Source organism: Streptomyces sp. SS7 (assembly GCF_037993025.1).
GTDB lineage: Bacteria > Actinomycetota > Actinomycetes > Streptomycetales > Streptomycetaceae > Streptomyces.
Genome location: NZ_CP141223.1, coordinates 7,545,441 through 7,568,674 on the forward strand (window position 1 = coordinate 7,545,441; position 23,234 = coordinate 7,568,674).

The following is a 23,234-nucleotide window of genomic DNA, read 5'->3' on the forward strand; positions in this document are numbered from 1 at the left end:
GTGGGGGCGGGCAGCGGTCCTGGGCTGTACCCGAGAGCCCGTGGGCAGACCCTCGAACGGCAGGCGAGCATGGCGATATGTCCTCACTCAGGGTGTCCACGCCCTGGTTCGACGAGACCGGCGGCGAGAGTTCCTGGCTCCCGGGGCTACCTACCCCGGTGACAGTGGCGGGACCGCGCCGGATTCTCACCGGCTTCCTCTTCTGCCGCCGTACATGGCCCCGGCAGTCCACCACGCCCCCGGAAGGGCCGTCAACTTGCCGTTGACCTGCGCGGGGAGAGTGTGCAGAACCCCACACGGGGGTGGTTCCCGAGGTCACGAGGGGCGGGCACGCGGAAGGGGTGCGGGACGGCGATCCGTCCCGCACCCCTTCGGTGTCCGCGCGGTGGGTCAGGCGACGATCAGTGAGATCCCGTACGCCACCGCCGCCGCGCAGGCCGCGAAGCACACGTACGCGCCCGTCACCGCGAGGCCGGCCGAGCCGCCCTCCGCGGTGGCCCGCTCCTGGCGGGACAGGCCCATGACGCCGAGGGTGAACAGGGCCACCAGGGCCACCGTGACCACGAGGCTGACGCCGAAGACGGAGCCCAGGGCCGCCCAGTCGATGTCCATGCTGATTCTCTTCCTTCGTACCGGGTGGGCGGGCTCAGGCGGCCGGAGCCGTGGGCTCGGTGGTGGAGGTGGCCGTTGCGGCCGGGGAGGGAATGGTGGCTGTCAGGTCCTCGGTGACCGTGCCCGCCGGGGGCGGGGTGACGGCCGCGATCGCCGTGGTGACGACGCCGGGCGGCTCCTCGGTCGCGTTGACGTTCGAGGCGTCCACGACCTCGCGGCGGGAGATCTTCCAGATCGCGGCGCTGGAGGCGATCAGGAAGACCGCGACCACCGCGGTGCCCCAGTCGCCCAGGTCGGTGACCGACTCGGCCAGCGCGCCCACCAGGGCGGCCGCCGGGAGCGTCAGGCCCCAGGCCACGAACATCCGGGTCGCCGTCGACCAGCGGACCACACCGCCCTTGCGGCCCAGGCCCGCGCCCATCACCGAACCGGAGACGGAGTGCGTGGTCGACAGGGAGAAGCCGAGGTGGGAGGAGGCCAGGATGACCGTCGCCGCGCTGGTCTGGGCGGCGAAGCCCTGCTGCGGCTGAAGGTCGGTCAGGCCCTTGCCCATGGTGCGGATGATGCGCCAGCCGCCGAGGTAGGTGCCGAGCGCGATGGCCAGGCCGGCGGAGAGGATGACCCAGGTGGGCGGGTCCGAGTCGGGGGCGACGGCGCCGCCGGCGACCAGGGCCAGGGTGATGATGCCCATCGTCTTCTGCGCGTCGTTGGTGCCGTGGGCCAGGGAGACCAGGCCGGCCGAGGCGACCTGGCCGGCGCGGTAGCCCTTCGCCGCGGCCTTGCCGTCGGCCTTCCTGCCCAGGGTGTAGGACAGCCGGGTGGCGAGCATCGCGGCGACGCCCGCCACGATCGGGGCCGCGACGGCCGGGATCAGGACCTTGGTGACCAGCGCGTCGCCGTGCACCGCGCCCAGACCCGCCGAGGCGATGGTGGCGCCGATCAGGCCGCCCATGAGGGCGTGCGAGGAGCTGGAGGGCAGTCCCACCAGCCAGGTCAGCAGGTTCCAGAGGATCGCGCCGACCAGGGCGGCGAAGATGACCTCGGGACGGATGCCGGTCTCGTCGACGAGACCCTTGGAGATCGTGTTCGCGACCTCCACCGAGAGGAAGGCGCCCACAAGGTTCAGCACGGCGGACATGGCCACCGCGACCTTGGGCTTGAGTGCACCGGTCGAGATGGTCGTGGCCATCGCGTTGGCGGTGTCGTGGAAACCGTTCGTGAAATCGAACGCGAGTGCGGTGACCACCACAATCGCGAGGATCAGCGAGAAGTTTTCCATTTACCCAGGCAATCGTTCGAAGTCATTGGTTCGTTGAAGCTAAGTAACCTGAGTGAACGGAAGGTGAACTGGGATGGGCGTCAAGGTGTCCTTGTGGAGTGAGACACTCCTCACTCGGTAGCTCCCCGTGTCGAGTGCCTCGCGCACTGGCAGGATCGGGGCATGGGTGAACAGCTGAGCGACGAACGGCAGGCCTGGGCGGAGCTCGTGGCGACGGCCCGCCGCACCGTCACGGACGGCCTGGTCGTCGGCACCTCGGGCAATGTCTCCGTGCGGGTCGGCGACACCGTCCTCGTCACCCCGTCGGGCGTGCCGTACGACCGGCTCACGCCCCACGACGTCACGGGCGTCGACCTCACCGGCCGGCAGGTCCGCGGCACCCTCGTGCCGACCAGCGAGCTGCCCCTGCACCTGGCCGTGTACCGCCGTACCGACGCCCGGGCGATCGTCCACACCCACGCCGTGCACGCCACCGCCGTCTCGACCCTCGTGGCCGAGCTCCCCACCGTCCACTACATGGCCGGCGCCCTCGGCGGCCCCGTCCGGGTCGCCCCCTACGCGACCTACGGCACCGAGGAGTTGGCCGAGCACGCCCTGCGCGCCCTGGCCGACCGCACCGGCTGCCTCCTCCAGAACCACGGCACGCTCACCTACGGCGCCACCCTCGACCAGGCCTTCGACCGAACGGCCCAGCTGGAGTGGATGTGCCACCTCTGGCTCACCGCGTCCTCGGTCCCCGGCCACACCCCGACCCTCCTGACGCACGCCCAGATAGCCGAGGCGGCCGCCCGCCTGCACACCTACGGCCAACGCTGACCCACTCCAGACGGACCGCCCTGCTCTCCACCCGGTCATGTCTCCCCGCCGTGACGGCGCCCAGCCCCGACGGCGCCCACCGGCGGTGCCCTCACACCCCCCGTCGCCCCCACTGGCCGTAGAGAGGGATGGCCAGGACACTGGACGGGTGCGCACTGTCACCGCGACGGCCGCCGCCGTCACCGCAGCCCTGGCCGCCGGCGCCGTCAGTGTCGCCGCCGGCCGGCTCGCCAGCGACGCCGCACTCAAGGCGCCGCCCGGCCGACCCCTGCCCACCGAACCCCGGCTCACCGTGCACGGCACCGCCGCCGGCCAGGTGACCCTCACCCGGCACCTCGCCAGCCTGCGCCCCGGCACCTACGGGCTCGCCGGCGACGGCTCCCACGCGGTCGTCGGCCCCGTCGTCGCCGGCGTCGCCCACTCCGCGGACACCGTCGTGCGCCGCCTCGAGCGGGTGACGCACGGCACCCTCGACCCCGGCGACGCGGTCTGGCTCACCCCCAACCTCCACGTCGGCACCCCGAGCGGCACCCTGGGCCTCGACCACGCCGACATCGACGTACCCGGCGAACTCGGCAACCTGCCCGCCTGGTTCGTGCCCGGCGCCCGCCGCACCTGGGTCATCGCGGTGCACGGCCTCGGCACCACCCGTGAACAGGCCCTGAACCTCCTGGGCTTCCTGCACCGGCGCCGCTTCCCCGTGCTCGCCCTGTCCTACCGCGGCGACCTCGGCGCCCCCCGCCCCACCGACGGCCTCAACCACCTCGGCCAGACCGAGTGGCGCGACCTGGACGCGGCCATGCGGTACGCCGTCCGCTACGGCGCCGAGCGCCTCGTCCTGCTCGGCTGGTCCACCGGCGCCACCATGGCCCTGCGCGCCGCCGCCCGCTCCGGACTGCGCGACCTCGTCTCCGGACTCGTCCTGGACTCCCCGGTGCTGGACTGGCCGTCCACCCTGCGCGCCCTGGCCGCCGCCCGGCACACCCCCGGCGTGCTGCTGCCGCTCGCCGTCCGTGCCGCCCAGGGCCGCACCGGTCTGCACGCCACCCCCGACGGAGCCGGCGAGGACATCGCCGACCCGGCCGCGCTGGCCGTGCCGACCCTGATCTTCCACGGCCCCGACGACACCGTGGCCCCCTGGCACGTCTCCCGGCGCCTCGCCGCCCGCCGCCCCGACCTGGTCGCCCTCCACACCGTCGCCCAGGCCCCGCACGGCGCCATGTGGAACGCCGACCCCACGGCCTACGAAGAGGCCCTCCGCCGCTTCCTCACCCCCCTCAGCTGAACCGCGCGGCCCCTCCCCGCCGTACCGGTCCCGAAGGTTCCGTTTAAGCCCGTACCACTGGCCTGAACCCGTCTCCTCGGCGCTTCTCGGGCCCCGTGCGTTGGCCAGTCCCGTCGCCCGCGGTGACATTCCGTTTGGGTTTTCGGACCGTCAACCGGAAGACTGCACCCGTGACGTCCCGTATCCCGCGCGACTCCAGGCTTCGACTCGTCCGCCCGCGACCCCTGGCCGCCGCCCCCACAGCTGTGAACCAGCGGCGCCCGCGCCGCCCCGCGCCCCGCCCCCCGGAGGGCACTCCGGCCCCGGCGGAGCTGGCCAGAATGGCACGCTCAGGTCTGGCCGCCGCGGCCCGTGTCGCGCGCTGGGCCGACGGCGTCCTCGGCCCCGGCGGTGACGCCGCGACCGCGGACGGCAAGGCCACGCTCTCCGACGCGACCGCCGAACGGGCGGCCCGCGATCTGGCCCTGACCGCCGATCAGGTCCGCCACGACTGGGACACCGCCCGGCTGGCGGGCCTCGTCGAGGTGCACGGCGACAGCGCCCGCCCCGGCTGGCGGCTGCGTGCCTGGGACCGCGACGACACCGCCGTCCTGCGCGGCTGGGTCGCCCTGTTCGACGCCTGGTCCCTCGCCACCCCGGAACCCGCCGACGAGGAGCCCGCGGCCGTCGCCGAGGTGGTCTCGGCCATGCCCCAGGTTCTCTCCTTCCTCCAGCTGTCCGCCGGACCCGTCCCGGTGGACCAGCTGCTGGACCTGCTGCGCCAGCGGGTCACCGAGCTGCGCACCGAGCGCTGCGAGGTCCCCTACGCCGCCGACGCCGCCGGTCCGCCGGCCCCCGCCGCCCCCGGCCCCGCCGCCGACGCCGACCCCGCGGAGCCCGCCCGGGACGCCGAGCTGGCCCCCCTGCTCGACTGGGCCCTGCACGCGCTCGCCTCCGTGGGCGCCCTCACCTGCGGCGACGGCCAGGCCACCCTCACCCCGCTGGGCAACTGGGCGGTGTGGGTCAAGCTGGAGCAGATCTGCGTCGCCGCGCAGAGCCCGGCCGGCAACATCGAGCAGTCCGCCGAGGACATGCTGCGCGGCTGCGCCCAGCTCCGCCCCAACGCGGCCCGCGCCGAGTACCGCGCCTGGCTCGCCGCCCGCCCCGTCGGCAGCGCCGTCACCGAGCTGCTCGTCGCCGCCCGCGGCGAGGACGCCCTGCTGCGCGGCCTGGCCTTCGAGGCGCTGCGCGTCGTGGGCGCCCCCGCCGAGCCCGACGTACGGGCCGTCGTGGACGTGGCGGCCCTCAGACCGTACGCGCTGCTCTGGCTCGCCGAGCACGACGGCGTCGATCCCGAGGACGCCCACGAGGTGCTCACCCGTGAGGAGGCCACCTGGCTGTGGGTCGACACCGCCGCCGCCGTCGCCGACCACGGCGAGGCCCCGATGCTGGTCCGGCACCTGGAGTCCGCGCTCCAGCCGACCGTGCCCGCGCTGCTCGCCGAGGTCCGCGCCGTGGGACACCCCCGCACCGTGCAGGTCCTGGTGGCGCTCGCCGCCGCGCACCCCGACCCGGCGCTGGCCAAGGCCGTCCGCCGGGCCGCCTTCCAGGTGCACACGGGCGGCTGAGCACCCGGTGGCCGGGACGGCCCGGCCGGGGCCTCGCGGGGCCCCGGGCCGTCAGGTCCGGATGTCCTCAGGTCCGGATGTCCTCAGGTCTGGATGTCCGGCGCGTAGGTGCCGAAGCTCCAGAGGTTGCCCTCCAGATCACGGGCCAGGTAGTCCCGTGATCCGTAGTCCTGGTCCGTCGGGGGCATCAGGACCTCGGCGCCCTGCTCCACGGCCCGGCGGTGGTGCGCGTCCACGTCGTCCACGACGACGTACACCCCGGTCGGGCCCGCGTCCTTCATCGCCGTGTCGAAGACCCCGCCGCGGCCCTTCGAGCCGAGCATCACCGCGCCGTTGCCCTGCACCAGCTCGGCGTGCATCACGGCCCCGTCCTCGCCCTCGTACACCGACAGCTCGGTGAACCCGAAGGCCTCGGTGAGCTGCCGTATCGCCGCCTTCGCGTCGGCGTACAGCAGCGTGGGGTAGACGCTCGGACGGCCGCTCGCGCCTGTCATGCAGATCACTCCCTCGTCAAGATCGAACACCTGAACCCAGAAAAAGTGCTTGCACGGGGCCGTTAGACTGGCCTCATGGCCATTCTCCTCGCGCATTAGACGGCGGGAACGTCCTCAGCCGCCCAACCCGCCACCGACCCCGCACAGGAGTCTGACCGTGATCTCCGCCTCCGGCATCGAGCTGCGCGCCGGTGCCCGCATCCTCATCGAGAGCGCCTCCTTCCGTGTCGCCAAGGGCGACCGCATCGGCCTGGTCGGGCGCAACGGCGCGGGCAAGACGACGCTGACCAAGGTCCTGGCCGGTGAGGGCATCCCCGCCGCGGGCCAGGTGACCCGCTCCGGCGAGGTCGGCTACCTCCCGCAGGACCCGCGCACCGGCGACCTCGACGTCCTCGCCCGCGACCGCATCCTGTCCGCGCGCGGCCTCGACGTCCTCATCCGCAAGATGCGGGAGAACGAACAGCGCATCGCCAACGGCACGGGCGCCACCCGGGACAAGGCCATGCGCCAGTACGAGCGCCAGGAGACGGAGTTCCTCACCAAGGGCGGATACGCCGCCGAGGCCGAGGCCGCCACCATCGCGGCCGCCCTCAACCTGCCCGACCGGGTGCTGGGCCAGCCCCTGCACACCCTCTCGGGCGGTCAGCGCCGGCGTGTGGAGCTCGCCCGCATCCTGTTCTCCGACGCGGACACGCTCCTGCTCGACGAGCCGACGAACCACCTCGACGCCGACTCGATCGTCTGGCTGCGCGACTACCTCAAGACCTACCGCGGCGGCTTCATCGTCATCTCCCACGACGTCGACCTGGTCGAGACGGTCGTCAACAAGGTGTTCTACCTGGACGCCAACCGCTCCCAGATCGACGTCTACAACATGGGCTGGAAGCTCTACCAGCAGCAGCGCGAGGCCGACGAGAAGCGCCGCAAGCGCGAGCGGCAGAACGCCGAGAAGAAGGCCGCCGCCCTGCACTCGCAGGCCGACAAGATGCGCGCCAAGGCCACCAAGACCGTCGCCGCGCAGAACATGGCCAAGCGCGCCGACCGGCTGCTCGCCGGTCTGGAGGCGGTGCGGGTCTCCGACAAGGTGGCCAAGCTCCGCTTCCCCGAGCCCGCGCCCTGCGGCAAGACCCCGCTGATGGCCGAGGGCCTCTCGAAGTCGTACGGCTCGCTGGAGATCTTCACCGACGTCGACCTCGCCATCGACAAGGGCTCGCGGGTCGTCATCCTCGGCCTCAACGGCGCCGGCAAGACCACCCTGCTGCGGCTGCTGGGCGGCGTGGAGCGGCCCGACACCGGCGAGGTCCGCCCCGGTCACGGCCTCAAGCTCGGCTACTACGCGCAGGAGCACGAGACCCTCGACCCGGACCGCACGGTCCTGGAGAACATGCGCTCCGCCGCCCCCGACATGGACCTCGTCGAGGTCCGCAAGGTGCTCGGCTCCTTCCTGTTCTCCGGTGACGACGTCGACAAGCCCGCCGGGGTCCTCTCCGGCGGCGAGAAGACCCGCCTCGCCCTCGCGACCCTCGTGGTCTCCTCGGCGAACGTCCTGCTGCTCGACGAGCCCACCAACAACCTCGACCCCGCCAGCCGTGAGGAGATCCTCGGCGCGCTGCGTACGTACAAGGGCGCGGTCGTCCTCGTCACCCACGACGAGGGCGCGGTGGAGGCGCTCCAGCCCGAGCGGATCATCCTGCTGCCCGACGGCGTCGAGGACCTGTGGGGTTCCGACTACGCCGATCTGGTCGCCCTGGCCTGATCGGGGAAGCTGATCCACGGCGTATGGATCATTCGGCCTAGCGGTGATCCATCATCTGTGTGAGATCTCCTCGTATCGAGGTGTGTCCTACATCCATGTCACGGCCGATTCCCGCGATGACCGGGGGTCGGCCGTCGTACTGCTCTGACCTGCTGCTTCGTGGAACAACCCGTTCGGCCGTACGAACATCACCGGGTGGAATCACAGGTTCCAGTTGTGGGGACGCGCTCCTGTCGTCACAACCCTCTCGCACGGACCTTGCCGAATGGGTGGCCATCGGGCCCCGGAGGGGTGATCATGAGGGGACCAGAGCGCACTTCCCATGAGGAGGCACGGGTGGCCGAGACTCTGAAGAAGGGCAGCCGGGTGACCGGCGCCGCGCGCGACAAGCTCGCGGCAGACCTGAAGAAGAAGTACGACTCCGGTGCGAGCATCCGGGCGCTGGCCGAGGAGACCGGCCGCTCGTATGGCTTCGTGCACCGGATGCTCAGCGAGTCGGGCGTCACGCTCCGTGGGCGTGGCGGTGCGACGCGAGGCAAGAAGGCCGCCTCGTCCTGACCCGGGCGGCCCGCAGGCTTCGATGGTGCCACCCGGTCGGTTCTCCGATCGGCCGGGTGGTTACTGTGCAGTCACTTAGCTGTTCACCAGCTGACCGCTGACTGACCGCACGCATCGGAGGCGCCCCATGGCCACGCCCGACCAGGAACTCGTTCCCCTGCTCGACCAGGACGGCGTACGGCTCACCGTCGACGACGCGCTCGCCACGGTGACGCTGACCAACCCGGCCAAGCGCAATGCGCAGAGCCCCGCGATGTGGCGGGCGCTCGCCGAGGCCGGGCGGCTGCTGCCGGGCTCCGTCCGGGTGGTCGTGCTGCGCGGCGAGGGCAAGTCCTTCTCCGCCGGCCTCGACCGGCAGATGTTCACGCCCGAGGGGATCGAGGGCGAACCCTCCTTCATCGACCTCGCACGCAGTGGCGACGCCGAACTCGACGCCGCCATCGCCGGGTTCCAGGAGGGCTTCACCTGGTGGCGGCGCAACGACATCGTGACCGTCGCCGCCGTCCAGGGCCACGCCATCGGCGCGGGCTTCCAGCTCGCGCTCGCCTGTGACCTGCGCGTCGTCGCCGACGACGTGCAGTTCGCCATGCGCGAGACCAGCCTCGGCCTGGTGCCGGACCTGACGGGCACGCACCCCCTCGTCTCCCTCGTCGGCTACGGCCGCGCGGCCGAGATCTGCCTGACCGGACGGTTCGTCGGCGCCCAGGAGGCGGTGAACTCCGGGCTCGCGAACGCCGCCGTGCCCGCGGCGGAACTCGACGCGGCCGCACGGGAACTGGCCACGGCGCTGCTGGCCGCCCCGCGCGAGGCCGTGATCGAGACGAAGGCGCTGCTGCGCGGCGCCGCGGAACGCACCTACGACGAGCAGCGCGCCGCCGAACGGGCCGCGCAGACGCGGCGGCTGCGCGATCTGGCCGGCCTCGGCGAATGAGGGACGGGCGCAGCCCGTCAGCCCACCCCGGTCACCAGCACCGTGACCGTCGGGTGATCCGGTAGCGCCTGGCCGACCGCCGCGCGGACCTGCCGTGCCACGTCCACGGCCCGGTGGTCCGCGCGGACCGTGATCTCCACGCGGGCGTGCCGGTGCGGCAGCGCGACGGCGCCCGGGGACGCGACGCTCTCGAGGCGCACCGCCCTGCCCAGCGTCCCGGTCAGGCCCGTCACCCCGGGCACGGACAGCGCCGCCTCCGCCGCGAGCGCTTCCTCGCCGGTGAGCGGCGGCCCGGTGGGCGCCGCGGCCGGGGGCGCCGCCGGCCGCGGCTCCGCCTCGTCCCCGTCGAGCAGGTCCGTCACCCGCAGGTCGACCTCCGTGACCATCAGGCCGAGCCGCCGGACCGCCGCCGTCGCCAGCGCCTCACGCACCCGGCCCGCCGTCGCCGGGAGCGGCCACGCGGGGGACGCCGCGAAGTCCGCCGTCACCCGAAGGGCCCCCGGCGGCAGCCCGCTCGGCGGAGGCGGTACGACGGGTTCCACCGCGTCGTCCGGGTCGGCGGGCGCCAGCCGCAGCACCCCGAGCCGCACCCCCGGCACCTCCCGGACCGCCGCCCGCAGCACGCCGTTCGCCGCCTCCTGGGCGATCCACGCCCCGTCGCGCGGACCGCCCAGGGGCAACAGCCTGCCCAGGCCCAGCCGCTGCCGCACCGCACTCGTCGCACTCGTCGACCCGTCCATTCCTCCAGCCTGCCGCATCCCCGGGGCGCAGCGGGGCAACCGCGCTTACCGTGGTCGAAGGGACGACGACCGAAAAGGACGTACGGCCATGACTGAGGCAACGGAGCAGGCCCGGACGCAGGGCACGGACGGCGGCACGGAGACCGTCGCCACCCGCAAGCCGACCCGGCGCGGCGGCGGTGACCCCTCGACCCGGGGGCGGACCACCATCGCCGACGGGGTCGTGGAGAAGATCGCGGGCCTCGCGACCCGGGACGTCGTCGGCGTCCATGCGATGGGCAGCGGTCTGAGCCGTACCTTCGGCGCGGTGCGCGACCGGGTGCCCGGCGGGGCCAAGTCAGTGACACGCGGCGTCAAGGCCGAGGTCGGCGAGGTGCAGACCGCACTCGACCTGGAGATCGTCGTCGACTACGGAGTGTCGATCACCGAGGTCTCCCGCGACGTCCGGGAGAACGTGATCGCGGCCGTGGAGCGGATGACCGGGCTGGAGGTCGTCGAGGTCAACATCGCGGTGAGCGACGTGAAGCTCCCCGAGGAGGAGGACGAGGAGCCCGAGCCCCGCATCCAGTGACGTACCGGCCGACGAGCGGAGGAACACAGCATGAGCAGGGCCGTGATCGGAATGATCGCCGGCATGGCGCTGGGCTTCGCCGGATACTTCGGCGGATTCGGTGCCTTCCTCCTGGTGGCCGCCCTCGGCGCCGTCGGGTTCGTCGTCGGCAGGCTCCTCGAAGGGGACTTGGAGGTCGGGGACTTCTTCCGCGCACGTGACGACCGGCGCAGGTGACGGCCGTGACCGAGGGGACGGGCGCCGCCCCCCGACGGCCGGCCGACGTCCCGCCCGGGGAGCGCGGCGCCACCCGTATCGCCGACCGGGTCGTGGCGAAGATCGCCGCCCAGGCCGCACTGGAGGCGATCCGCCCGCTGCCCCCCGGAGCGGCCCGCCCCCACGCCACCGTGGTGATCCACCACGACGCCGCGCACCTCCACGTCCACCTGGAACTCGACTACCCCACCGACCTCGGCCCCCGCTGCCACGCGGTGCGTCGACATGTCACCGAGCGGGTAGGCGCGTTGGTGGGAATGCAGGTTCCGGAGGTCGCCGTCCAGGTGGAGAAGCTCCACCTGGCCGCGGCCCTCGGCGCGCCACACGGGAGGACGCGATGAGCGAGCCCACGGGCTCGGAGGCCACCACCCCCCTGCCCGTCCTGGAGAAACCCCCGCGCGAGGGCGACCCGCCCGAGGCCTCCGGCACCGGCGAGGTGCACCGCTTCTGGTCCTCCCGCCGTGTCCCGGCGGCGATCGTGGCGGCCGTGCTGTGCGTCGTCACGGGCACCTTCCTCTACGACGTGTGCGCGGTCCGGGCCGGCCGGCCCGCTCTCGCCTGGCGCCGCGAACTCGCCACCCAGCTCGCCGAACGCCCCCTCGACGACACCTGGGTGCTCGTCGGCGCGGGGGTCGCGGCGGCCCTCGGCCTGTGGCTGGTCCTGCTCGCCGTCACCCCGGGCCTGCGGTCCGTCCTGCCGATGCGCCGCATCCACCCCGACGTACGGGCCGGCCTGCACCGGGACGCGGTGGGGCTGGTGCTGCGCGACCGGGCCATGGAGGTCGCCGGCGTCCAGTCGGTACGGGTCCGCGCCCACCGGCGCCGGGCCGACGTCCGCGCGCTCTCCCACTTCCGCGACCTGGACGCCGTGTACGCCGACCTCGACACCGTGCTGACCCAGGCGATCCGGGGACTGGGCCTCGTACGGCCGCCGCGTCTGGCGGTACAGGTGCGGCGGCCCGGGAAGAAGGGGTGAGGACCGTGCTCAGGACCGTCAACCGGGTGCTGCTCGGTCTCGTCGGGCTGGTGCTCCTCGCCGTCGGCGGCGCGGTGCTCGCCGTGGGCCTCGGGGTCCCGCCGCCCTCCTGGTGGATCCACGACGGCCCCCACGACGTCCTGCTCAGCACCGCCGAACGCACGAAGTGGAGCGACGAGAGCTGGTGGTGGCCGACGGTCATCGCCGTGCTCGCGGTCCTCGTCCTGCTCGCGCTGTGGTGGCTCACGTCGGTGCTGCGCCGCCACCGGCTCGCCGAGGTCCTGGTGGACACCGGCGACGGCGCGGGCGCACTGCTGCGCGGCCGCGCCCTGCAGTCGGTGCTGGAGGCCGACGCGGCCGCCCAGGAAGGGGTGTCCGACGCCCAGGTCCGGCTGACGGGCCGCAGGGACGCCCCCGGGACCCGGGTACGGCTGCGCCTCGAACCCCATGTGGACCCGGGAACGGCCCTGCGCGACCTGGCCGACCGCTCCCTGGCGCACGCACGGGACTCGGCGGCCCTGAAGAGGCTTCCGGCGGACGTACGGCTGGGCGCGGCGAAGCACAAGGCGACGAGGGTGACGTGACGCCTCAGAACCCGTGCCGCATCCCGCCGTCCACCGGCACCATGATCCCGGTGAGGTAGGACGCGGCCGGGGACAGCAGGAACGCCGCCGTCCTGCCGAACTCCTCCGGCGTGCCGTACCGCCGCAGCGCGATCCGGGACTCGTTCGCCGCCCTTGTCGCCTCGGGGTCGGCCGACAGCCCGTCCAGCTCCCGCACCCGGTCCGTGTCGATCCGCGACGGCAGCAGCCCCACGACCCGGATGCCGCGCGGCCCCAGCTCGTCGGAGAGCGACTTGGCGAAGCCCGCGAGACCCGGCCGCAGCCCGTTGGAGATCGTCAGCCCCGGTATCGGCTCGTGCACCGACCCGGACAGCACGAACCCGATCACCCCGCCCGCCTCCAGCTCGGCCGCCGCCGCCCGCGCCAGCCGCACCGCCCCGAGGAACACCGACTCGAACGCCGCCTGCCACTGCTCGTCGGTGTTGTCCGCGACGAACCCCGGCGGCGGCCCGCCCACGCTCACCAGCACCCCGTCCAGCGCGCCGAAGGTCTCCCGGGCCGTGGCGATCAGCCGCTCCGCCGCCTGCGGGTCGGCGTTGTCGACGGCCACCCCGGCCGCGTTCGGCCCCAGCTCGGCCGCCGCCCGCGCGACGCGCTCCTCGTCCCGCCCCGTCACGACCACCTTCGCGCCGTCCGCGACGAGCTCGCGCGCCGCCGCGTTGCCGAGTCCGCGCGTGGCCCCGGTGACGACGTACACCCGGTCCTTCAGTCCAAGATCCATGGCCCCTATCCTGCCTTCTCGCCCCCGTACAGGGCGAGGGCGGTGGTGACCAGGCCGAGGTGGCTGAAGGCCTGCGGGAAGTTGCCGAGATGCCGGCCGGCGACGGGGTCGTACTCCTCGGCCAGCAGGCCCACGTCGTTGGTGAGGCCCACCAGCCGCTCGAACAGCTCCTGCCCCTCCTCGCGGCGGCCCGTCTCCTGGAGCGCGTGCGCCAGCCAGAACGAGCAGGCCAGGAAGGTCCCCTCGTCCCCGGGCAGACCGTCCACGGTCGTCCCGTCGGTGCTGTAGCGGCGCACCAGACCGCCGTGCCCCAGCTCCGCGCGGACCGCGTCGACCGTGCCGACCACCCTCGGGTCCTCCGGCGGCAGGAAGCCGAGACGCGGGATGAGCAGCAGGGCGGCGTCCAGGTCCCGGGAGCCGTAGGACTGGGTGAAGGTGTTGCGTTCCGCGTCGTAGCCCTTCTCGCACACCTCCCGGTGCACCTCCTCGCGCATCGCCCGCCAGCCCTCCAGGTCCCCGCTCAGCTCGGGGTTCTCCTCCAGGGCGCGGACCGCGCGGTCGGCGGCCACCCACACCATCACCTTCGAGTGCACGAACTGGCGGCGCCCCCCGCGCACCTCCCACAGCCCCTCGTCGGGCTGCCGCCAGTGCTCGCTGAGCCAGCTCATCAGCGCGCACTGGATCGACCACACGTGCGGCTTCGTCGGCAGGCCCGCGGCGCGGGCCAGCGCCAGGGAGTCGATGACCTCGCCGTAGACGTCCAGCTGGAGCTGGTTCACGGCCTCGTTGCCGGCGCGCACCGGGCTGGAGCGGGCGTAGCCGGACAGCCACGGCAGCTCGATCTCGGGCAGCCGGCGCTCACCCGCGAGCCCGTACATGATCTGCAGGTCGGCGGGGTCCCCGGCGACGGCCCGCAGCAGCCAGTCCCGCCACGCCTCGGCCTCGTCGTGGTAGCCGGCCTCCAGCAGCGCGCCCAGGGTGAGGGTGGAGTCGCGCAGCCAGCAGTAGCGGTAGTCCCAGTTGCGCACCCCGCCGAGCTGTTCGGGCAGGGAGGTCGTCGGGGCGGCGACGATGCCCCCGGTGGGCCGGTAGGTGAGCGCCTTCAGGGTGATCAGGGAGCGGACCACGGTGTCCCGGTGCGGGCCGTCGTAGCGGCAGCGCGCGGCCCACGCCCGCCAGTCCTCCTCGGTGGAGCGCAGTGCCTCGCGCGGGTCGATCAGCGGGGGACGCCGTTCGTGCGAGGGGTGCCAGGTCAGTACGAAGGCCACCGACTCGCCCTCGCCGACGGTGAACTCGGAGTGCGTGGCGAAGTTCTCGCCCCAGGTGCGCACGGGTGGTTCGCTGCGCAGCCAGACCGAGTCCGGCCCGGCGATCGCCACCCGGTGGCCGTCCGCCCGGCGCATCCACGGCACGATCGAGCCGTGGTCGAAGCGCAGCCGCACATCGCTGCGGACCGTGACCCGGCCGCGCAGCCCCTCCACGATCCGGACCAGATCGGGATGGCGGTCGCGCTGCGGCATCAGGTCGGTGACCCGGATCGCGCCCCCGTCGGTCTCCCACTCGGTGTCGAGGACGAGGGTGTCGGGGCGGTAGGCGCGCCGGGTGCAGGCCCCGTCGACGCCCTTGGGGGCGATACGCCAGTGGCCGTTCTCACGGTTGCCCAGCAGGCGGGCGAAGCAGGCGGCGGAGTCGAAGCGGGGCAGACAGAGCCAGTCGACCGAGCCGTCGAGGCCGACCAGGGCCGCGGTCTGTTCGTCGCCGATGAGGGCGTAGTCCTCGATACGGGGGTGCACGTCCATGCGGGTTCCCGGTGGGCCGGGCGGGCAATCAGGGGTGCGGCCGGGGGAGTGACGCCCCGCTCACCGCGTCCGCGGTCCCCGAGAAGATCACCCCCGGGTGGGCGGGCGCCTGGTTCAGCACCCACAGACCGATCAGCGTGGCCAGGGTGAAGACGACGGCGACCAGCACGGCCAGTACGAGCCGGCGCCGCCGTTCCCGCCGCAGCCACTCACCGCGCGCGGTCCGGTAGGCGTCGGGCAGGGGGCGGGCGGGCCGCACCCCCCGGGCGAGCGCCTCCAGCGCGTCCTGGAGCTCTTGCTCGGTCCCGGTCGGGCCGGGGCCGGTGGCGTCCGTCGCCTCGGGTCCGGTGTCCTTCATCGCCGGGCCTCCATCGTCTGGGTGAGTGCGGCGAGGCCGCGTGAGGTGTGGGTCTTGACCGACCCGCAGGAGATGCCCATCGCGGCGGCGATCTCACTCTCCTTCAGGCCCAGCCAGTGGCGCAGCACGAGGGCCTCGCGCTGCCGGGCGGGAAGTCGTTGCAGGGCGTCGATCAGCACGCGCTGGTCGTCGCGCAGCAGCGCGGCGCTCTCCGCGGAGGCGACCGTCTCGTCGGGCAGCTCCGGCGGGCTCTCGACATGCCGGCGGGCGACCTGGAGGTGCCGTATCCGCATGCGGGTCAGATTGCAGACGGTGGAGCGCAGATAGGCCTCGGCGGCCTGGGCGTCCCGCAGCCGCCGCCACTTGCGGTAGATCTGGTAGTAGGCCTCGGCGACCACGTTCTCCGGGTCGTCGGCGCCGAGCAGCACGGCGAGCCGCAGCATCGACGCGTAGTGCAGCTCGAACAGCCGGGCGAGCCCGGCCTCGCGTTCCCGCTCCGCCGGGTCGGTCACGGCGAGCGCGAGCGGCTCGGCGTACGTCCGCGCCACGGCGGCCGGGATCGGTTGTCTGCGTCTCACGGGTGATTCGCTCCCGTCGTACGGGGCCGCCTGACGGTGAGGCGGGAGGGCAGGTCGGTGGTGTCGGCGCCGCGCGGGACACCGAGGCGTTCGAGGGCGGCGGTGCCGGTCACCGCGACGGTCAGATTGAGCAGCAGGGCGGCGAGCCCGGCGTAGACCTCCAGCGGTCCGAACCCGAGGGTCACGATGGAGGAGAAGCCCCCACGGACGACCAGGACGGTCCCGGCCGCCATGCCGGCCGCCCAGCCGGCGAGCAGTGCGCGTGGATGCAGCCGCCCGGTGAACAGCCCCACGGCCACGGCCGGGAAGATCTGCAGGATCCACACCCCGCCGAGCAGCTGCAGGTTGACGGCGTCCTGGTCGCGCAGGCCGAACACGAACGCCACCGCCCCGGCCTTCGCGGTCAGCGACACCGCCTTGGCGATCCGCACCTGCCGCTTGGGCGTGGCGGTGGGCTGCACGTACTCGACGTAGACGTTGCGGACGAAGCTCGTGGCGGCCGCGATCGACATCACGGCGGCCGGCACCAGCGCCCCCACGGTGATCGCGGCGAACACCAGCCCGGCCAGCGGCCCCGGCATCAGCCGGTCCACCAGCATCGGTACGGCGGCTTCGGCGCCGCCCGCCGGGGCGCGCACCCCCGCCGCGAGCGCCGCGACGCCGAGGAAGCCGAACAGGGCGAGCAGCGCCGTCCACGCGGGCAGCGCCACCGCGACCTTGCGCAGGGTGCGGGGCCCGTCGGCGGCGAACCCGGCGGTCAGGACGTGCGGGTACATCAGCAGGGCGAGCGCGGAGCCGAGAGCCAGCGTGGCGTACGCGGGCTGCTGGGCGGCGGTCAGGACCAACGGCGAATGGGCCACGTCCGTGCCGCCCAGCCGCCGGGCCGCGCCCTCGAACACCGGGCCGGGTCCGCCGAGCCGCCGCAGCACCAGCCAGCACACGGCGGTCAGCGACACGAACACCGCCACCGCCTTCAGCGCCGAGATGACCGCGGGCGCCCGCAGGCCGTGCCGGTAGGTGGCCACCGCGAGCCCCGCGAACAGCGCCACCATCACCAGGTCCCCGGCCGCGCCCCGCGGGTACACGCCCCCGGCGGTGAGCACCGCCCGTATCCCGAGCAGTTGCAGCGCCAGGTACGGCATGGTCGCGAGGATGCCGGTCAGTGCCACGACGAGCGCGAGCGGCGGCGAGCCGTAGCGGCCCCGCACGAAGTCGGCGGCGGTGACGTAGCCGTGCCGCCGGGCCACCTCCCCCAGCCGGCTCAGCAGGACGAAGGCCAGCGGGCAGACGATCACCGTGTACGGCACCGCGAAGAACGCGGGCGCCCCGTTGCCGTAGGCGAGACCCGGTACGGCGGTGAAGGTGTACGCGGTGAAGATCGTGCCGCCGAGCAGCAGCCAGGTCCACACGGGGCCGAGGGAGCGGTCGGCCAGCGCCCAGCCCTCCAGGGCGGGCAGCCGGTCGCTGGGGCGCAGCCGGCGCGCGGTCACGGCGAGCAGCGACGCCCCGCCGATCACGGCGAGGAACGTCGTCGTCATGGCGCCGTCGGCCATGGGTCACCGCCTTTGGTGTGCCTGAGCCCTCACCGGTCCAGTTGCGCGAGCAGCCCGTTCGGTTGACGGGAACGGCGGGAAATTCTGCGGGAAATCCTCTGGACATTGCTCGGGGATTCGCTGTCAACCGGTGCCGGGGGGTGGGCAACTCTTGCACAGACCGCCGGCGGACGGGAGAGCCGTCACCGCCGGCACCGGTCGTCGATCTCGCCCGCCTCGGGTCCCGAGGCGTACCGCACCGCCCAGGTGAGGAGCCGCCATGCCTGTGTCAGCCCTGCCCGAAACCGGCCGTCCCGCGCCGGAAAAATCACGTATGTCACTGAAGTCCTTCGTGTTGTGGACCGGTGTCGCCCTGCTCGGCGCCGTCGCCTGGGGCGTCCTCGCGCTCTCCCGCGGCGAGGAGATCTCCGCGGTCTGGCTGGTGGTGGCCGCGCTCGGGTCGTACGCCATCGCCTACCGCTTCTACTCCCGGTTCATCGCCTGCCGGGTCCTCGAGGTCGACGACGGCCGGGCCACCCCGGCCGAGCGACTGGAGGACGGGGTCGACTACCACCCCACCGACCGCCGGGTGCTGTTCGGCCACCACTTCGCCGCCATCGCGGGGGCCGGCCCGCTGGTCGGCCCGGTGCTGGCGGCGCAGATGGGGTATCTGCCGGGCACGATCTGGATCATCAGCGGGGTGATCTTCGCCGGTGCCGTCCAGGACATGATCGTGCTGTTCCTCTCCCTGCGCCGGGACGGCAGGAGCCTCGGCCAGATGGCCCGGGACGAGATCGGCAGGGTGGGCGGCGCCGCGGCCCTGATCGGCGTCTTCGCCATCATGATCATCCTGCTCGCGGTGCTGGCGATGGTCGTCGTCAACGCCCTCGCGGAGTCCCCCTGGGGCACCTTCTCGGTCGCCATGACCATCCCGATCGCCCTCTTCATGGGCTTCTACCTGCGCTACCTGCGGCCCGGCCGGGTCGTGGAGACCAGCGTCATCGGCGTGGCGCTGCTCCTGCTCGCCCTCCTCGGCGGCGGCTGGGTCCAGAACTCCTCGCTGGCCCACCTCTTCGTGTGGAGCCCGCAGACCCTCGTCCTCTGCCTCGTCGGCTACGGCTTCGTCGCCTCCGTGCTCCCGGTGTGGATGCTGCTGGCGCCCCGTGACTACCTCTCGACGTTCATGAAGGTCGGCACCATCGCCCTGATGGCCGTGGGGGTGGTGGTCGCGGCGCCGACCCTGAAGGCGGGCGCGGTGACCGAGTTCGCCTCCACCGGCGCCGGACCCGTCTTCGCCGGGTCCCTCTTCCCCTTCCTCTTCATCACCATCGCCTGCGGCGCCCTCTCCGGCTTCCACGCCCTGGTCTCCTCCGGCACCACCCCCAAGCTCATCCAGAAGGAGTCCCAGGTCCGGCTCATCGGCTACGGCTCGATGCTCACCGAGTCCTTCGTCGCCGTGATGGCGCTGATCGCCGCCTGCGTCCTCGAACCCGGCCTCTACTACGCCATGAACTCCCCGGCCGCGCTGCTCGGCCCGACCGCGCAGAGCGCCGCCGAGGCGGTCAGGGGCCTCGGCTTCGCGATCACGCCCGACCAGCTGACCGCCGCCGCCCGGGCCGTCGAGGAGCAGACCCTCGTCGGCCGCTCCGGTGGCGCCCCCACCCTCGCGGTGGGCATGTCGGAGATCTTCTCCGGCGTGTTCGGCAGCGGACTCAAGGCCTTCTGGTACCACTTCGCGATCATGTTCGAGGCGCTGTTCATCCTCACCACCGTGGACGCGGGCACCCGCGTGGGCCGCTTCATGCTCCAGGACATGCTCGGCAACGTCTGGAAGCCGATCGGCCGCGTCACCTGGAAGCCCGGCATCTGGATCACCAGCGCCCTCGTCGTCGGGGCCTGGGGCTACTTCCTCTACGCCGGCGTCACCGACCCGCTCGGCGGGATCAAGCAGCTCTTCCCCCTCTTCGGCATCGCCAACCAGCTGCTCGCCGCGGTCGCGCTCGCCGTCACCACGACCCTGCTCGTCAAGGCCGGCAAGGCACGCTGGGCCTGGGTGACCGGCGCCCCGCTCGCCTGGGTGGTGGCCGTCACCTTCACCGCCGGCTGGCAGAAGGTCTTCTCCGGCAACCCGAAGATCGGCTTCTTCGCCCAGCGCGACGTCTACGCCGACGCCGCCGACGCGGGCAGGCTCCTGCCCGGCGCCGCCGACCTGGACGACATGCACACCATCGTCCTGAACAACACCGTCGACGGCGTCCTCATGGCGGTCTTCCTGGTGCTGGTCACGATCGTCCTGGTCAACTGCGCGGTGGTGTGCGGGCGCGCCCTGCGGGCGGCCGGGCCGCTGCCGACGACGGAGACGCCGTACGTCGCCTCCCGGATCGGGGGACCGGAATCCCGCGACAGCGAGCCGCTGGTGGGGGCGGGCTCATGACCGTCGTCCGCGAGGTGGTGGGCGTCCTGCGCCGGTACGTGCGCGAACTGACCGGCGAGGCCGCGTACGACCGCTACTGCGCCCGGCACCGCCGCCGTCACCCGCAGGCCCCGGTACCGACCCGCCGGGAGTACCAGCGGATGCGCGAGCTGAGGAGCGAGGGCGCCTCGCCGGGCCGCTGCTGCTGACGCTTCCGGGCGAGGACGGGCGTGGGCGGCGCCGGCGCTACACCGGAGCCGGTGCCGCTTCCTCCTCCTGCGCCGAGGCGGCCGCCGTGTCACGCTCCCGGCGCTCCCGGCGGACCAGGACCACCCAGCCGACCGGGACGCCCGCGGCGAACAGCCACCACTGGATGGCGTAGGCGTAGTTCAGCGCCGCGTCCTCGCTGCCGGGCTTCCCGACCAGCTCCGGGGTGTCGCCCTTCGGCTCGGGCGCCGTCTGGGCGATGTACCCGCCGAGCACCGGCTCGCCGAGCCGCCGGGCCTGCTCCTCGCTGTTGATCAGCATGATCTGCCGGTCCGGCAGCCCCTTGAGGTCCTTGATGCCGCTCGCCGCCGTCGTCTCGTCGGGCATCAGCCGCCCGGTGACGGTGACCTCGCCGGCGGGCGGCGCGGGGATCTTCGGGAAGGCGGTCTGGCTCGGGCCGTTCGCCGGGATCCACCCCCGGTTGACGAGCAGCACCTTGCCGTCCGTCAGCACGAACGGGGTGAGGACGTGGAAGCCGACCGTCTCGTCGGCGTTGACCCGGCGCCGTACGACGACCTCGTGCGCGGTGTCGAAGGTGCCCGTCGCGGTCACCGCGCGGTAGCGCTGGTCACGGGTGACGGTGTGTCCCGGCGACGTCATCCGCTCCACCGGGACCGGCTCGGCGGACAGCGCGTCGGTGACGAGCTGGTTGCGCGCGGCGCGCTCGTCGTGGCGGTGCATCTGCCAGAAGCCCAGCCGGATCATCGTGGGGATGAGCAGCAGGGCGACCAGCGTGAGGATCACCCACTGCCGGGACAACAGGAAGCGGTACACCCCACGACCGTACCTCTCGGGCCGTGGGGTGCTGTCGCAGGGGTGCCGAAGCGGGGGCGTCAGACGCGGTCGATGATGCCCGCCTTCCCCTCGGCCCGCGCGCAGTGGGCGCCGCAGTACCAGTGGCCCTCGACCTCGACGCCCTGGCCGATGATCTGGACCCGGCAGTGCTCGCAGATCGGGGCCATGCGATGAATCGCACAGGAGAAGCAGTCGAAGACGTGCACGGCGCCCTGCGCGTGCACTTCGAAGGTCATTCCGTAGTCATTGCCGCAAACTTCGCATCTCGCCATGCGCCACAGGGTGAGCGCTCACCCGCGCGCGGGCGAGCGGGCGGCGGGCGAGTCGCCCGGCAATCACCCGTACGTACGGCTCACCCGTCGGCGGCCTCGACATCGCGCAGCAGCTGCCCGAACGCCGCCTCGTCCAGCACCGGGGTCCCGAACTGACGGGCCTTCACCACCTTCGACGTGCCCGAGTCGGGATCGTTGGTGACCAGCAGACTGGTCAGCCGGGACACGCTGGTCGCCACATGCAGCCCCGCCTCGGTGGCGCGGTCCTCCAGCAGCTCACGGTCCACGGACGTGTCGCCCGAGAACGCCACCCGCATGCCCTGCTTGAGCCTTTTGCCGTCTTCGTACCGCCCGGGGTTCGGGTACGGACAGACGGGCCGCTTGCGCGAGGGCCGCCAGCTGCTCGGCCGGCCGCCGTAGCCACCGCCGTAACCGCCGCCGCCCTGGCGGCCGATGCGGGCCGAGGGTCCGTCGGTCCACTCCGTCAGCGGCCGGCACTCCAGCAGCGGCAGCCGCACCCCGCCCGCCGCCGCGGCCCGCAGGCTCGGCCGGAACGCCTCCGCGAGGACGCGCGCGTCGTCGAGGGCGTGGTGCGCCTGCCGCTGGACCACACCGAAGTGCGCCGCGAGCGACTCCAGTTTGTGGTTGGGCAGCGGCAGCCGCAGCTCCTTGGAGAGCGCGATCGTGCACAGCCGCTGCCGCACCGGCGCCTCACGCTCCGCGCGCGCGTACTCCCGGGCGATCATCTGCCAGTCGAAGACCGCGTTGTGCGCGACGAGCACGCGCCCCGCGAGCCGCTCCGCGAACTCCTCTGCCACGTCCTGGAAGAGCGGGGCGCCCTCCAGTGCCTCGCTCGTCAGACCGTGTATCCACACCGGCCCCGGGTCGCGCTCCGGGTTGACCAGCGTGTACCAGTGGTCCTCGACCTCACCGCGCGCGTCCAGCCGGTACACGGCGGCGGAGATGATCCGGTCGTCCCGGGCCAGTCCGGTGGTCTCCACGTCGACGACCGCGTACCCCTGGGGATACGCGGCCGGCCACTCCGTGGGGGAGGACGCTGCGGTCGTCTGGTCTGCGAGCATGGTCATTGAGGATACGGGGCGCCGCCGACACCGGTGACGCACCGGATGTCATCCTCCCTCCGTGACGGATCGTGAGACGCGACCAGAGGCGGAACCACCCCACCGCGAGACCCACGAGGGCACCCTCGGCTCCCGGTTGAACTGGCTGCGCGCCGCCGTGCTCGGCGCCAACGACGGCATCGTCTCCACCGCGGGCCTGGTCGTCGGCGTGGCCGGCGCCACCGAGGCCCGCTCGGCGCTGCTGACGGCGGGTCTGGCCGGTCTGCTGGCCGGCTCCCTGTCGATGGCGGCGGGGGAGTACGTGTCGGTGTCCACGCAGCGCGACTCCGAGAAGGCGGCCCTCGCGCAGGAGCGGCGCGAGCTGCGCGAACAGCCGGAAGCCGAACTGGAGGAACTCACCGGGCTGCTGGAGGAGCGCGGCCTCACCCGCGAGGTGGCCCGCGAGGCCGCCGTCCAGCTGACGGAACGTGATGCCCTGCGGGCTCACGCGCGCGTGGAGCTGGGCATCGACCCCGACGACCTGACCAACCCCTGGCACGCGGCCTGGGCGAGCTTCCTCGCCTTCACGGCCGGCGCCCTCCTGCCCCTCCTCGCGATCGTCCTGCCCCCTGTCGGCTGGCGCCTGCCGGTGACGGTGGTCTCGGTCCTGATCGCCCTGTTCTGCACCGGCTGGAGCAGCGCCCGGCTGGGGGCCGCCGCACCCCGGCGGGCCGTCCTGCGGAACGTGTGCGGGGGAGCGCTGGCGATGGGGGTGACGTACGGGGTGGGGGTGTTGCTGGGGGCGGCGGGGGTGTGATCTCCGGCTGTCCACGGTGCCGCCGGGCTCTTGGCGGAGATCGCCAGAAAGCAAGCGCGTACCCCCGGAAATACTTGTCGGTAACACCGTCTAGCCGCGGCCGACCTGCGGATCTACG

At 73.3% G+C, this 23,234-nt stretch carries 26 protein-coding genes and 1 riboswitch; of the genes, 14 read left to right on the top strand and 12 right to left on the bottom strand.

Annotated elements, in window-relative coordinates; translation table 11 throughout:
- Positions 1-107 precede the first annotated feature (107 nt).
- Positions 108-240: riboswitch (cobalamin riboswitch) on the bottom strand.
- A 150-nt stretch (positions 241-390) separates the two neighbouring features.
- Positions 391-612 carry a hypothetical protein gene (locus U5640_RS34625; RefSeq protein WP_055635691.1) on the bottom strand — a complete coding sequence of 74 codons (222 nt, stop codon included), beginning with the start codon at positions 610-612 and terminating at the stop codon, positions 391-393.
- A gap of 34 nt (positions 613-646) precedes the next feature.
- Positions 647-1,891, bottom strand: a complete 1,245-nt coding sequence (locus U5640_RS34630; RefSeq protein WP_340381543.1) for an inorganic phosphate transporter — start codon at positions 1,889-1,891, stop codon at positions 647-649.
- Between the two features lie 162 nt (positions 1,892-2,053).
- On the opposite strand from U5640_RS34630, the gene U5640_RS34635 reads away from it, so the two are divergent.
- The 3 genes from U5640_RS34635 (at position 2,054) to U5640_RS34645 (ending at position 5,599) form a co-directional block, all read left to right on the top strand.
- Entirely contained in the window at positions 2,054-2,707 is a 654-nt protein-coding gene (locus U5640_RS34635; RefSeq protein WP_340381545.1) for a class II aldolase/adducin family protein, read from the top strand.
- 148 nt (positions 2,708-2,855) lie between these two features.
- Positions 2,856-3,992 (top strand): alpha/beta fold hydrolase, encoded by a 1,137-nt coding sequence (locus U5640_RS34640; RefSeq protein WP_340381547.1) that lies wholly within the window; start codon positions 2,856-2,858, stop codon positions 3,990-3,992.
- 170 nt (positions 3,993-4,162) lie between these two features.
- On the top strand, positions 4,163-5,599 hold the full coding sequence (locus tag U5640_RS34645; RefSeq protein WP_340381549.1) for a hypothetical protein: 1,437 nt from the start codon (positions 4,163-4,165) through the stop codon (positions 5,597-5,599).
- An 83-nt stretch (positions 5,600-5,682) separates the two neighbouring features.
- Here U5640_RS34645 and U5640_RS34650 read toward each other — a convergent pair whose 3' ends face one another.
- A complete protein-coding gene (locus tag U5640_RS34650) occupies positions 5,683-6,093 on the bottom strand; it encodes a VOC family protein (protein WP_067258723.1) in 411 nt (136 codons plus the stop codon).
- Positions 6,094-6,250: 157 nt separating this feature from the next.
- Between U5640_RS34650 and U5640_RS34655 the strand changes: the two genes are divergently transcribed.
- The 3 genes from U5640_RS34655 (at position 6,251) to U5640_RS34665 (ending at position 9,338) form a co-directional block, all read left to right on the top strand.
- Positions 6,251-7,849 carry an ABC-F family ATP-binding cassette domain-containing protein gene (locus U5640_RS34655; RefSeq protein WP_340381553.1) on the top strand — a complete coding sequence of 533 codons (1,599 nt, stop codon included), beginning with the start codon at positions 6,251-6,253 and terminating at the stop codon, positions 7,847-7,849.
- Positions 7,850-8,185: 336 nt separating this feature from the next.
- Positions 8,186-8,407: a helix-turn-helix domain-containing protein gene (locus tag U5640_RS34660; protein WP_004002281.1), complete on the top strand. Its 222-nt coding sequence runs from the start codon at positions 8,186-8,188 to the stop codon at positions 8,405-8,407.
- 127 nt (positions 8,408-8,534) lie between these two features.
- Positions 8,535-9,338 carry an enoyl-CoA hydratase/isomerase family protein gene (locus tag U5640_RS34665; protein WP_340381647.1) on the top strand — a complete coding sequence of 268 codons (804 nt, stop codon included), beginning with the start codon at positions 8,535-8,537 and terminating at the stop codon, positions 9,336-9,338.
- A gap of 17 nt (positions 9,339-9,355) precedes the next feature.
- On the opposite strand, the gene U5640_RS34670 is transcribed toward U5640_RS34665, so the two are convergent.
- The gene (locus tag U5640_RS34670) at positions 9,356-10,078 is read right to left on the bottom strand and encodes a nucleopolyhedrovirus P10 family protein (RefSeq protein ID WP_340381649.1); all 723 of its coding nucleotides are present in this window, start codon (positions 10,076-10,078) and stop codon (positions 9,356-9,358) included.
- Between the two features lie 88 nt (positions 10,079-10,166).
- Here U5640_RS34670 and U5640_RS34675 point away from each other — a divergent pair, with 88 nt between their 5' ends.
- From U5640_RS34675 to amaP, 5 genes are read left to right on the top strand one after another with little or no spacing between them, the layout of a single operon-like run.
- Entirely contained in the window at positions 10,167-10,649 is a 483-nt protein-coding gene (locus U5640_RS34675; RefSeq protein WP_340381651.1) for an Asp23/Gls24 family envelope stress response protein, read from the top strand.
- 30 nt (positions 10,650-10,679) lie between these two features.
- Entirely contained in the window at positions 10,680-10,865 is a 186-nt protein-coding gene (locus tag U5640_RS34680) for a hypothetical protein (RefSeq protein ID WP_340381654.1), read from the top strand.
- A complete protein-coding gene (locus U5640_RS34685) occupies positions 10,862-11,245 on the top strand; it encodes a hypothetical protein (RefSeq protein ID WP_340381656.1) in 384 nt (127 codons plus the stop codon). Before U5640_RS34680 ends, U5640_RS34685 begins: the two co-directional genes overlap by 4 nt.
- Complete coding sequence (locus tag U5640_RS34690; protein ID WP_340381658.1) at positions 11,242-11,880, top strand: DUF6286 domain-containing protein; 639 nt, start codon at positions 11,242-11,244, stop codon at positions 11,878-11,880. The genes U5640_RS34685 and U5640_RS34690 overlap by 4 nt, the downstream gene beginning before the upstream one ends.
- Positions 11,877-12,464, top strand: a complete 588-nt coding sequence (gene amaP / locus U5640_RS34695) for an alkaline shock response membrane anchor protein AmaP (protein WP_340381660.1) — start codon at positions 11,877-11,879, stop codon at positions 12,462-12,464. Before U5640_RS34690 ends, amaP begins: the two co-directional genes overlap by 4 nt.
- 4 nt (positions 12,465-12,468) lie before the next feature.
- Here the strand turns inward: amaP and U5640_RS34700 are convergent, their stop codons facing one another.
- From U5640_RS34700 to U5640_RS34720, 5 genes are read right to left on the bottom strand one after another with little or no spacing between them, the layout of a single operon-like run.
- Positions 12,469-13,224, bottom strand: coding sequence for an SDR family oxidoreductase (locus tag U5640_RS34700; RefSeq protein ID WP_340381662.1), 756 nt, complete (start codon positions 13,222-13,224; stop codon positions 12,469-12,471).
- A 5-nt stretch (positions 13,225-13,229) separates the two neighbouring features.
- Positions 13,230-15,017, bottom strand: coding sequence for a glycoside hydrolase family 15 protein (locus tag U5640_RS34705; protein WP_340385503.1), 1,788 nt, complete (start codon positions 15,015-15,017; stop codon positions 13,230-13,232).
- 34 nt (positions 15,018-15,051) lie between these two features.
- Positions 15,052-15,381 carry a hypothetical protein gene (locus U5640_RS34710; protein WP_340381664.1) on the bottom strand — a complete coding sequence of 110 codons (330 nt, stop codon included), beginning with the start codon at positions 15,379-15,381 and terminating at the stop codon, positions 15,052-15,054.
- Positions 15,378-15,941: a sigma-70 family RNA polymerase sigma factor gene (locus U5640_RS34715; protein ID WP_340385505.1), complete on the bottom strand. Its 564-nt coding sequence runs from the start codon at positions 15,939-15,941 to the stop codon at positions 15,378-15,380. The genes U5640_RS34710 and U5640_RS34715 overlap by 4 nt, the downstream gene beginning before the upstream one ends.
- A 14-nt stretch (positions 15,942-15,955) precedes the next feature.
- The gene (locus U5640_RS34720; protein WP_340381666.1) at positions 15,956-17,512 is read right to left on the bottom strand and encodes a sodium:solute symporter; all 1,557 of its coding nucleotides are present in this window, start codon (positions 17,510-17,512) and stop codon (positions 15,956-15,958) included.
- Positions 17,513-17,771: 259 nt separating this feature from the next.
- Here U5640_RS34720 and U5640_RS34725 point away from each other — a divergent pair, with 259 nt between their 5' ends.
- Positions 17,772-19,925: a carbon starvation CstA family protein gene (locus tag U5640_RS34725; RefSeq protein ID WP_340381668.1), complete on the top strand. Its 2,154-nt coding sequence runs from the start codon at positions 17,772-17,774 to the stop codon at positions 19,923-19,925.
- Positions 19,922-20,113 (top strand): YbdD/YjiX family protein, encoded by a 192-nt coding sequence (locus U5640_RS34730; protein ID WP_340381670.1) that lies wholly within the window; start codon positions 19,922-19,924, stop codon positions 20,111-20,113. The genes U5640_RS34725 and U5640_RS34730 overlap by 4 nt, the downstream gene beginning before the upstream one ends.
- 37 nt (positions 20,114-20,150) lie before the next feature.
- Here the strand turns inward: U5640_RS34730 and U5640_RS34735 are convergent, their stop codons facing one another.
- From U5640_RS34735 to U5640_RS34745, 3 genes are all read right to left on the bottom strand, one after another.
- Positions 20,151-20,945, bottom strand: coding sequence for an SURF1 family protein (locus tag U5640_RS34735; RefSeq protein ID WP_340381672.1), 795 nt, complete (start codon positions 20,943-20,945; stop codon positions 20,151-20,153).
- 59 nt (positions 20,946-21,004) lie between these two features.
- On the bottom strand, positions 21,005-21,238 hold the full coding sequence (locus tag U5640_RS34740; protein WP_079061473.1) for a hypothetical protein: 234 nt from the start codon (positions 21,236-21,238) through the stop codon (positions 21,005-21,007).
- A gap of 80 nt (positions 21,239-21,318) precedes the next feature.
- On the bottom strand, positions 21,319-22,320 hold the full coding sequence (locus U5640_RS34745) for a DEDDh family exonuclease (protein ID WP_340381676.1): 1,002 nt from the start codon (positions 22,318-22,320) through the stop codon (positions 21,319-21,321).
- 136 nt (positions 22,321-22,456) lie between these two features.
- Here U5640_RS34745 and U5640_RS34750 point away from each other — a divergent pair, with 136 nt between their 5' ends.
- Positions 22,457-23,116 carry a VIT family protein gene (locus U5640_RS34750; RefSeq protein ID WP_340385507.1) on the top strand — a complete coding sequence of 220 codons (660 nt, stop codon included), beginning with the start codon at positions 22,457-22,459 and terminating at the stop codon, positions 23,114-23,116.
- Positions 23,117-23,234: the final 118 nt, after the last annotated feature.

Coding starts and splice junctions, on each gene's coding strand:
- U5640_RS34730 (WP_340381670.1), top strand. CDS start 19,922: ATGACCGTCGTCCGCGAGGTGGTGGGCGTCCTGCGCCGGTACGTGCGC.
- U5640_RS34700 (WP_340381662.1), bottom strand. CDS start 13,224: ATGGATCTTGGACTGAAGGACCGGGTGTACGTCGTCACCGGGGCCACG.
- U5640_RS34690 (WP_340381658.1), top strand. CDS start 11,242: ATGAGCGAGCCCACGGGCTCGGAGGCCACCACCCCCCTGCCCGTCCTG.
- U5640_RS34745 (WP_340381676.1), bottom strand. CDS start 22,320: ATGCTCGCAGACCAGACGACCGCAGCGTCCTCCCCCACGGAGTGGCCG.
- U5640_RS34650 (WP_067258723.1), bottom strand. CDS start 6,093: ATGACAGGCGCGAGCGGCCGTCCGAGCGTCTACCCCACGCTGCTGTAC.
- U5640_RS34670 (WP_340381649.1), bottom strand. CDS start 10,078: ATGGACGGGTCGACGAGTGCGACGAGTGCGGTGCGGCAGCGGCTGGGC.
- U5640_RS34625 (WP_055635691.1), bottom strand. CDS start 612: ATGGACATCGACTGGGCGGCCCTGGGCTCCGTCTTCGGCGTCAGCCTC.
- U5640_RS34630 (WP_340381543.1), bottom strand. CDS start 1,891: ATGGAAAACTTCTCGCTGATCCTCGCGATTGTGGTGGTCACCGCACTC.
- U5640_RS34740 (WP_079061473.1), bottom strand. CDS start 21,238: ATGGCGAGATGCGAAGTTTGCGGCAATGACTACGGAATGACCTTCGAA.
- U5640_RS34720 (WP_340381666.1), bottom strand. CDS start 17,512: ATGGCCGACGGCGCCATGACGACGACGTTCCTCGCCGTGATCGGCGGG.
- U5640_RS34710 (WP_340381664.1), bottom strand. CDS start 15,381: ATGAAGGACACCGGACCCGAGGCGACGGACGCCACCGGCCCCGGCCCG.
- U5640_RS34675 (WP_340381651.1), top strand. CDS start 10,167: ATGACTGAGGCAACGGAGCAGGCCCGGACGCAGGGCACGGACGGCGGC.
- U5640_RS34680 (WP_340381654.1), top strand. CDS start 10,680: ATGAGCAGGGCCGTGATCGGAATGATCGCCGGCATGGCGCTGGGCTTC.
- U5640_RS34635 (WP_340381545.1), top strand. CDS start 2,054: ATGGGTGAACAGCTGAGCGACGAACGGCAGGCCTGGGCGGAGCTCGTG.
- U5640_RS34725 (WP_340381668.1), top strand. CDS start 17,772: ATGCCTGTGTCAGCCCTGCCCGAAACCGGCCGTCCCGCGCCGGAAAAA.
- U5640_RS34665 (WP_340381647.1), top strand. CDS start 8,535: ATGGCCACGCCCGACCAGGAACTCGTTCCCCTGCTCGACCAGGACGGC.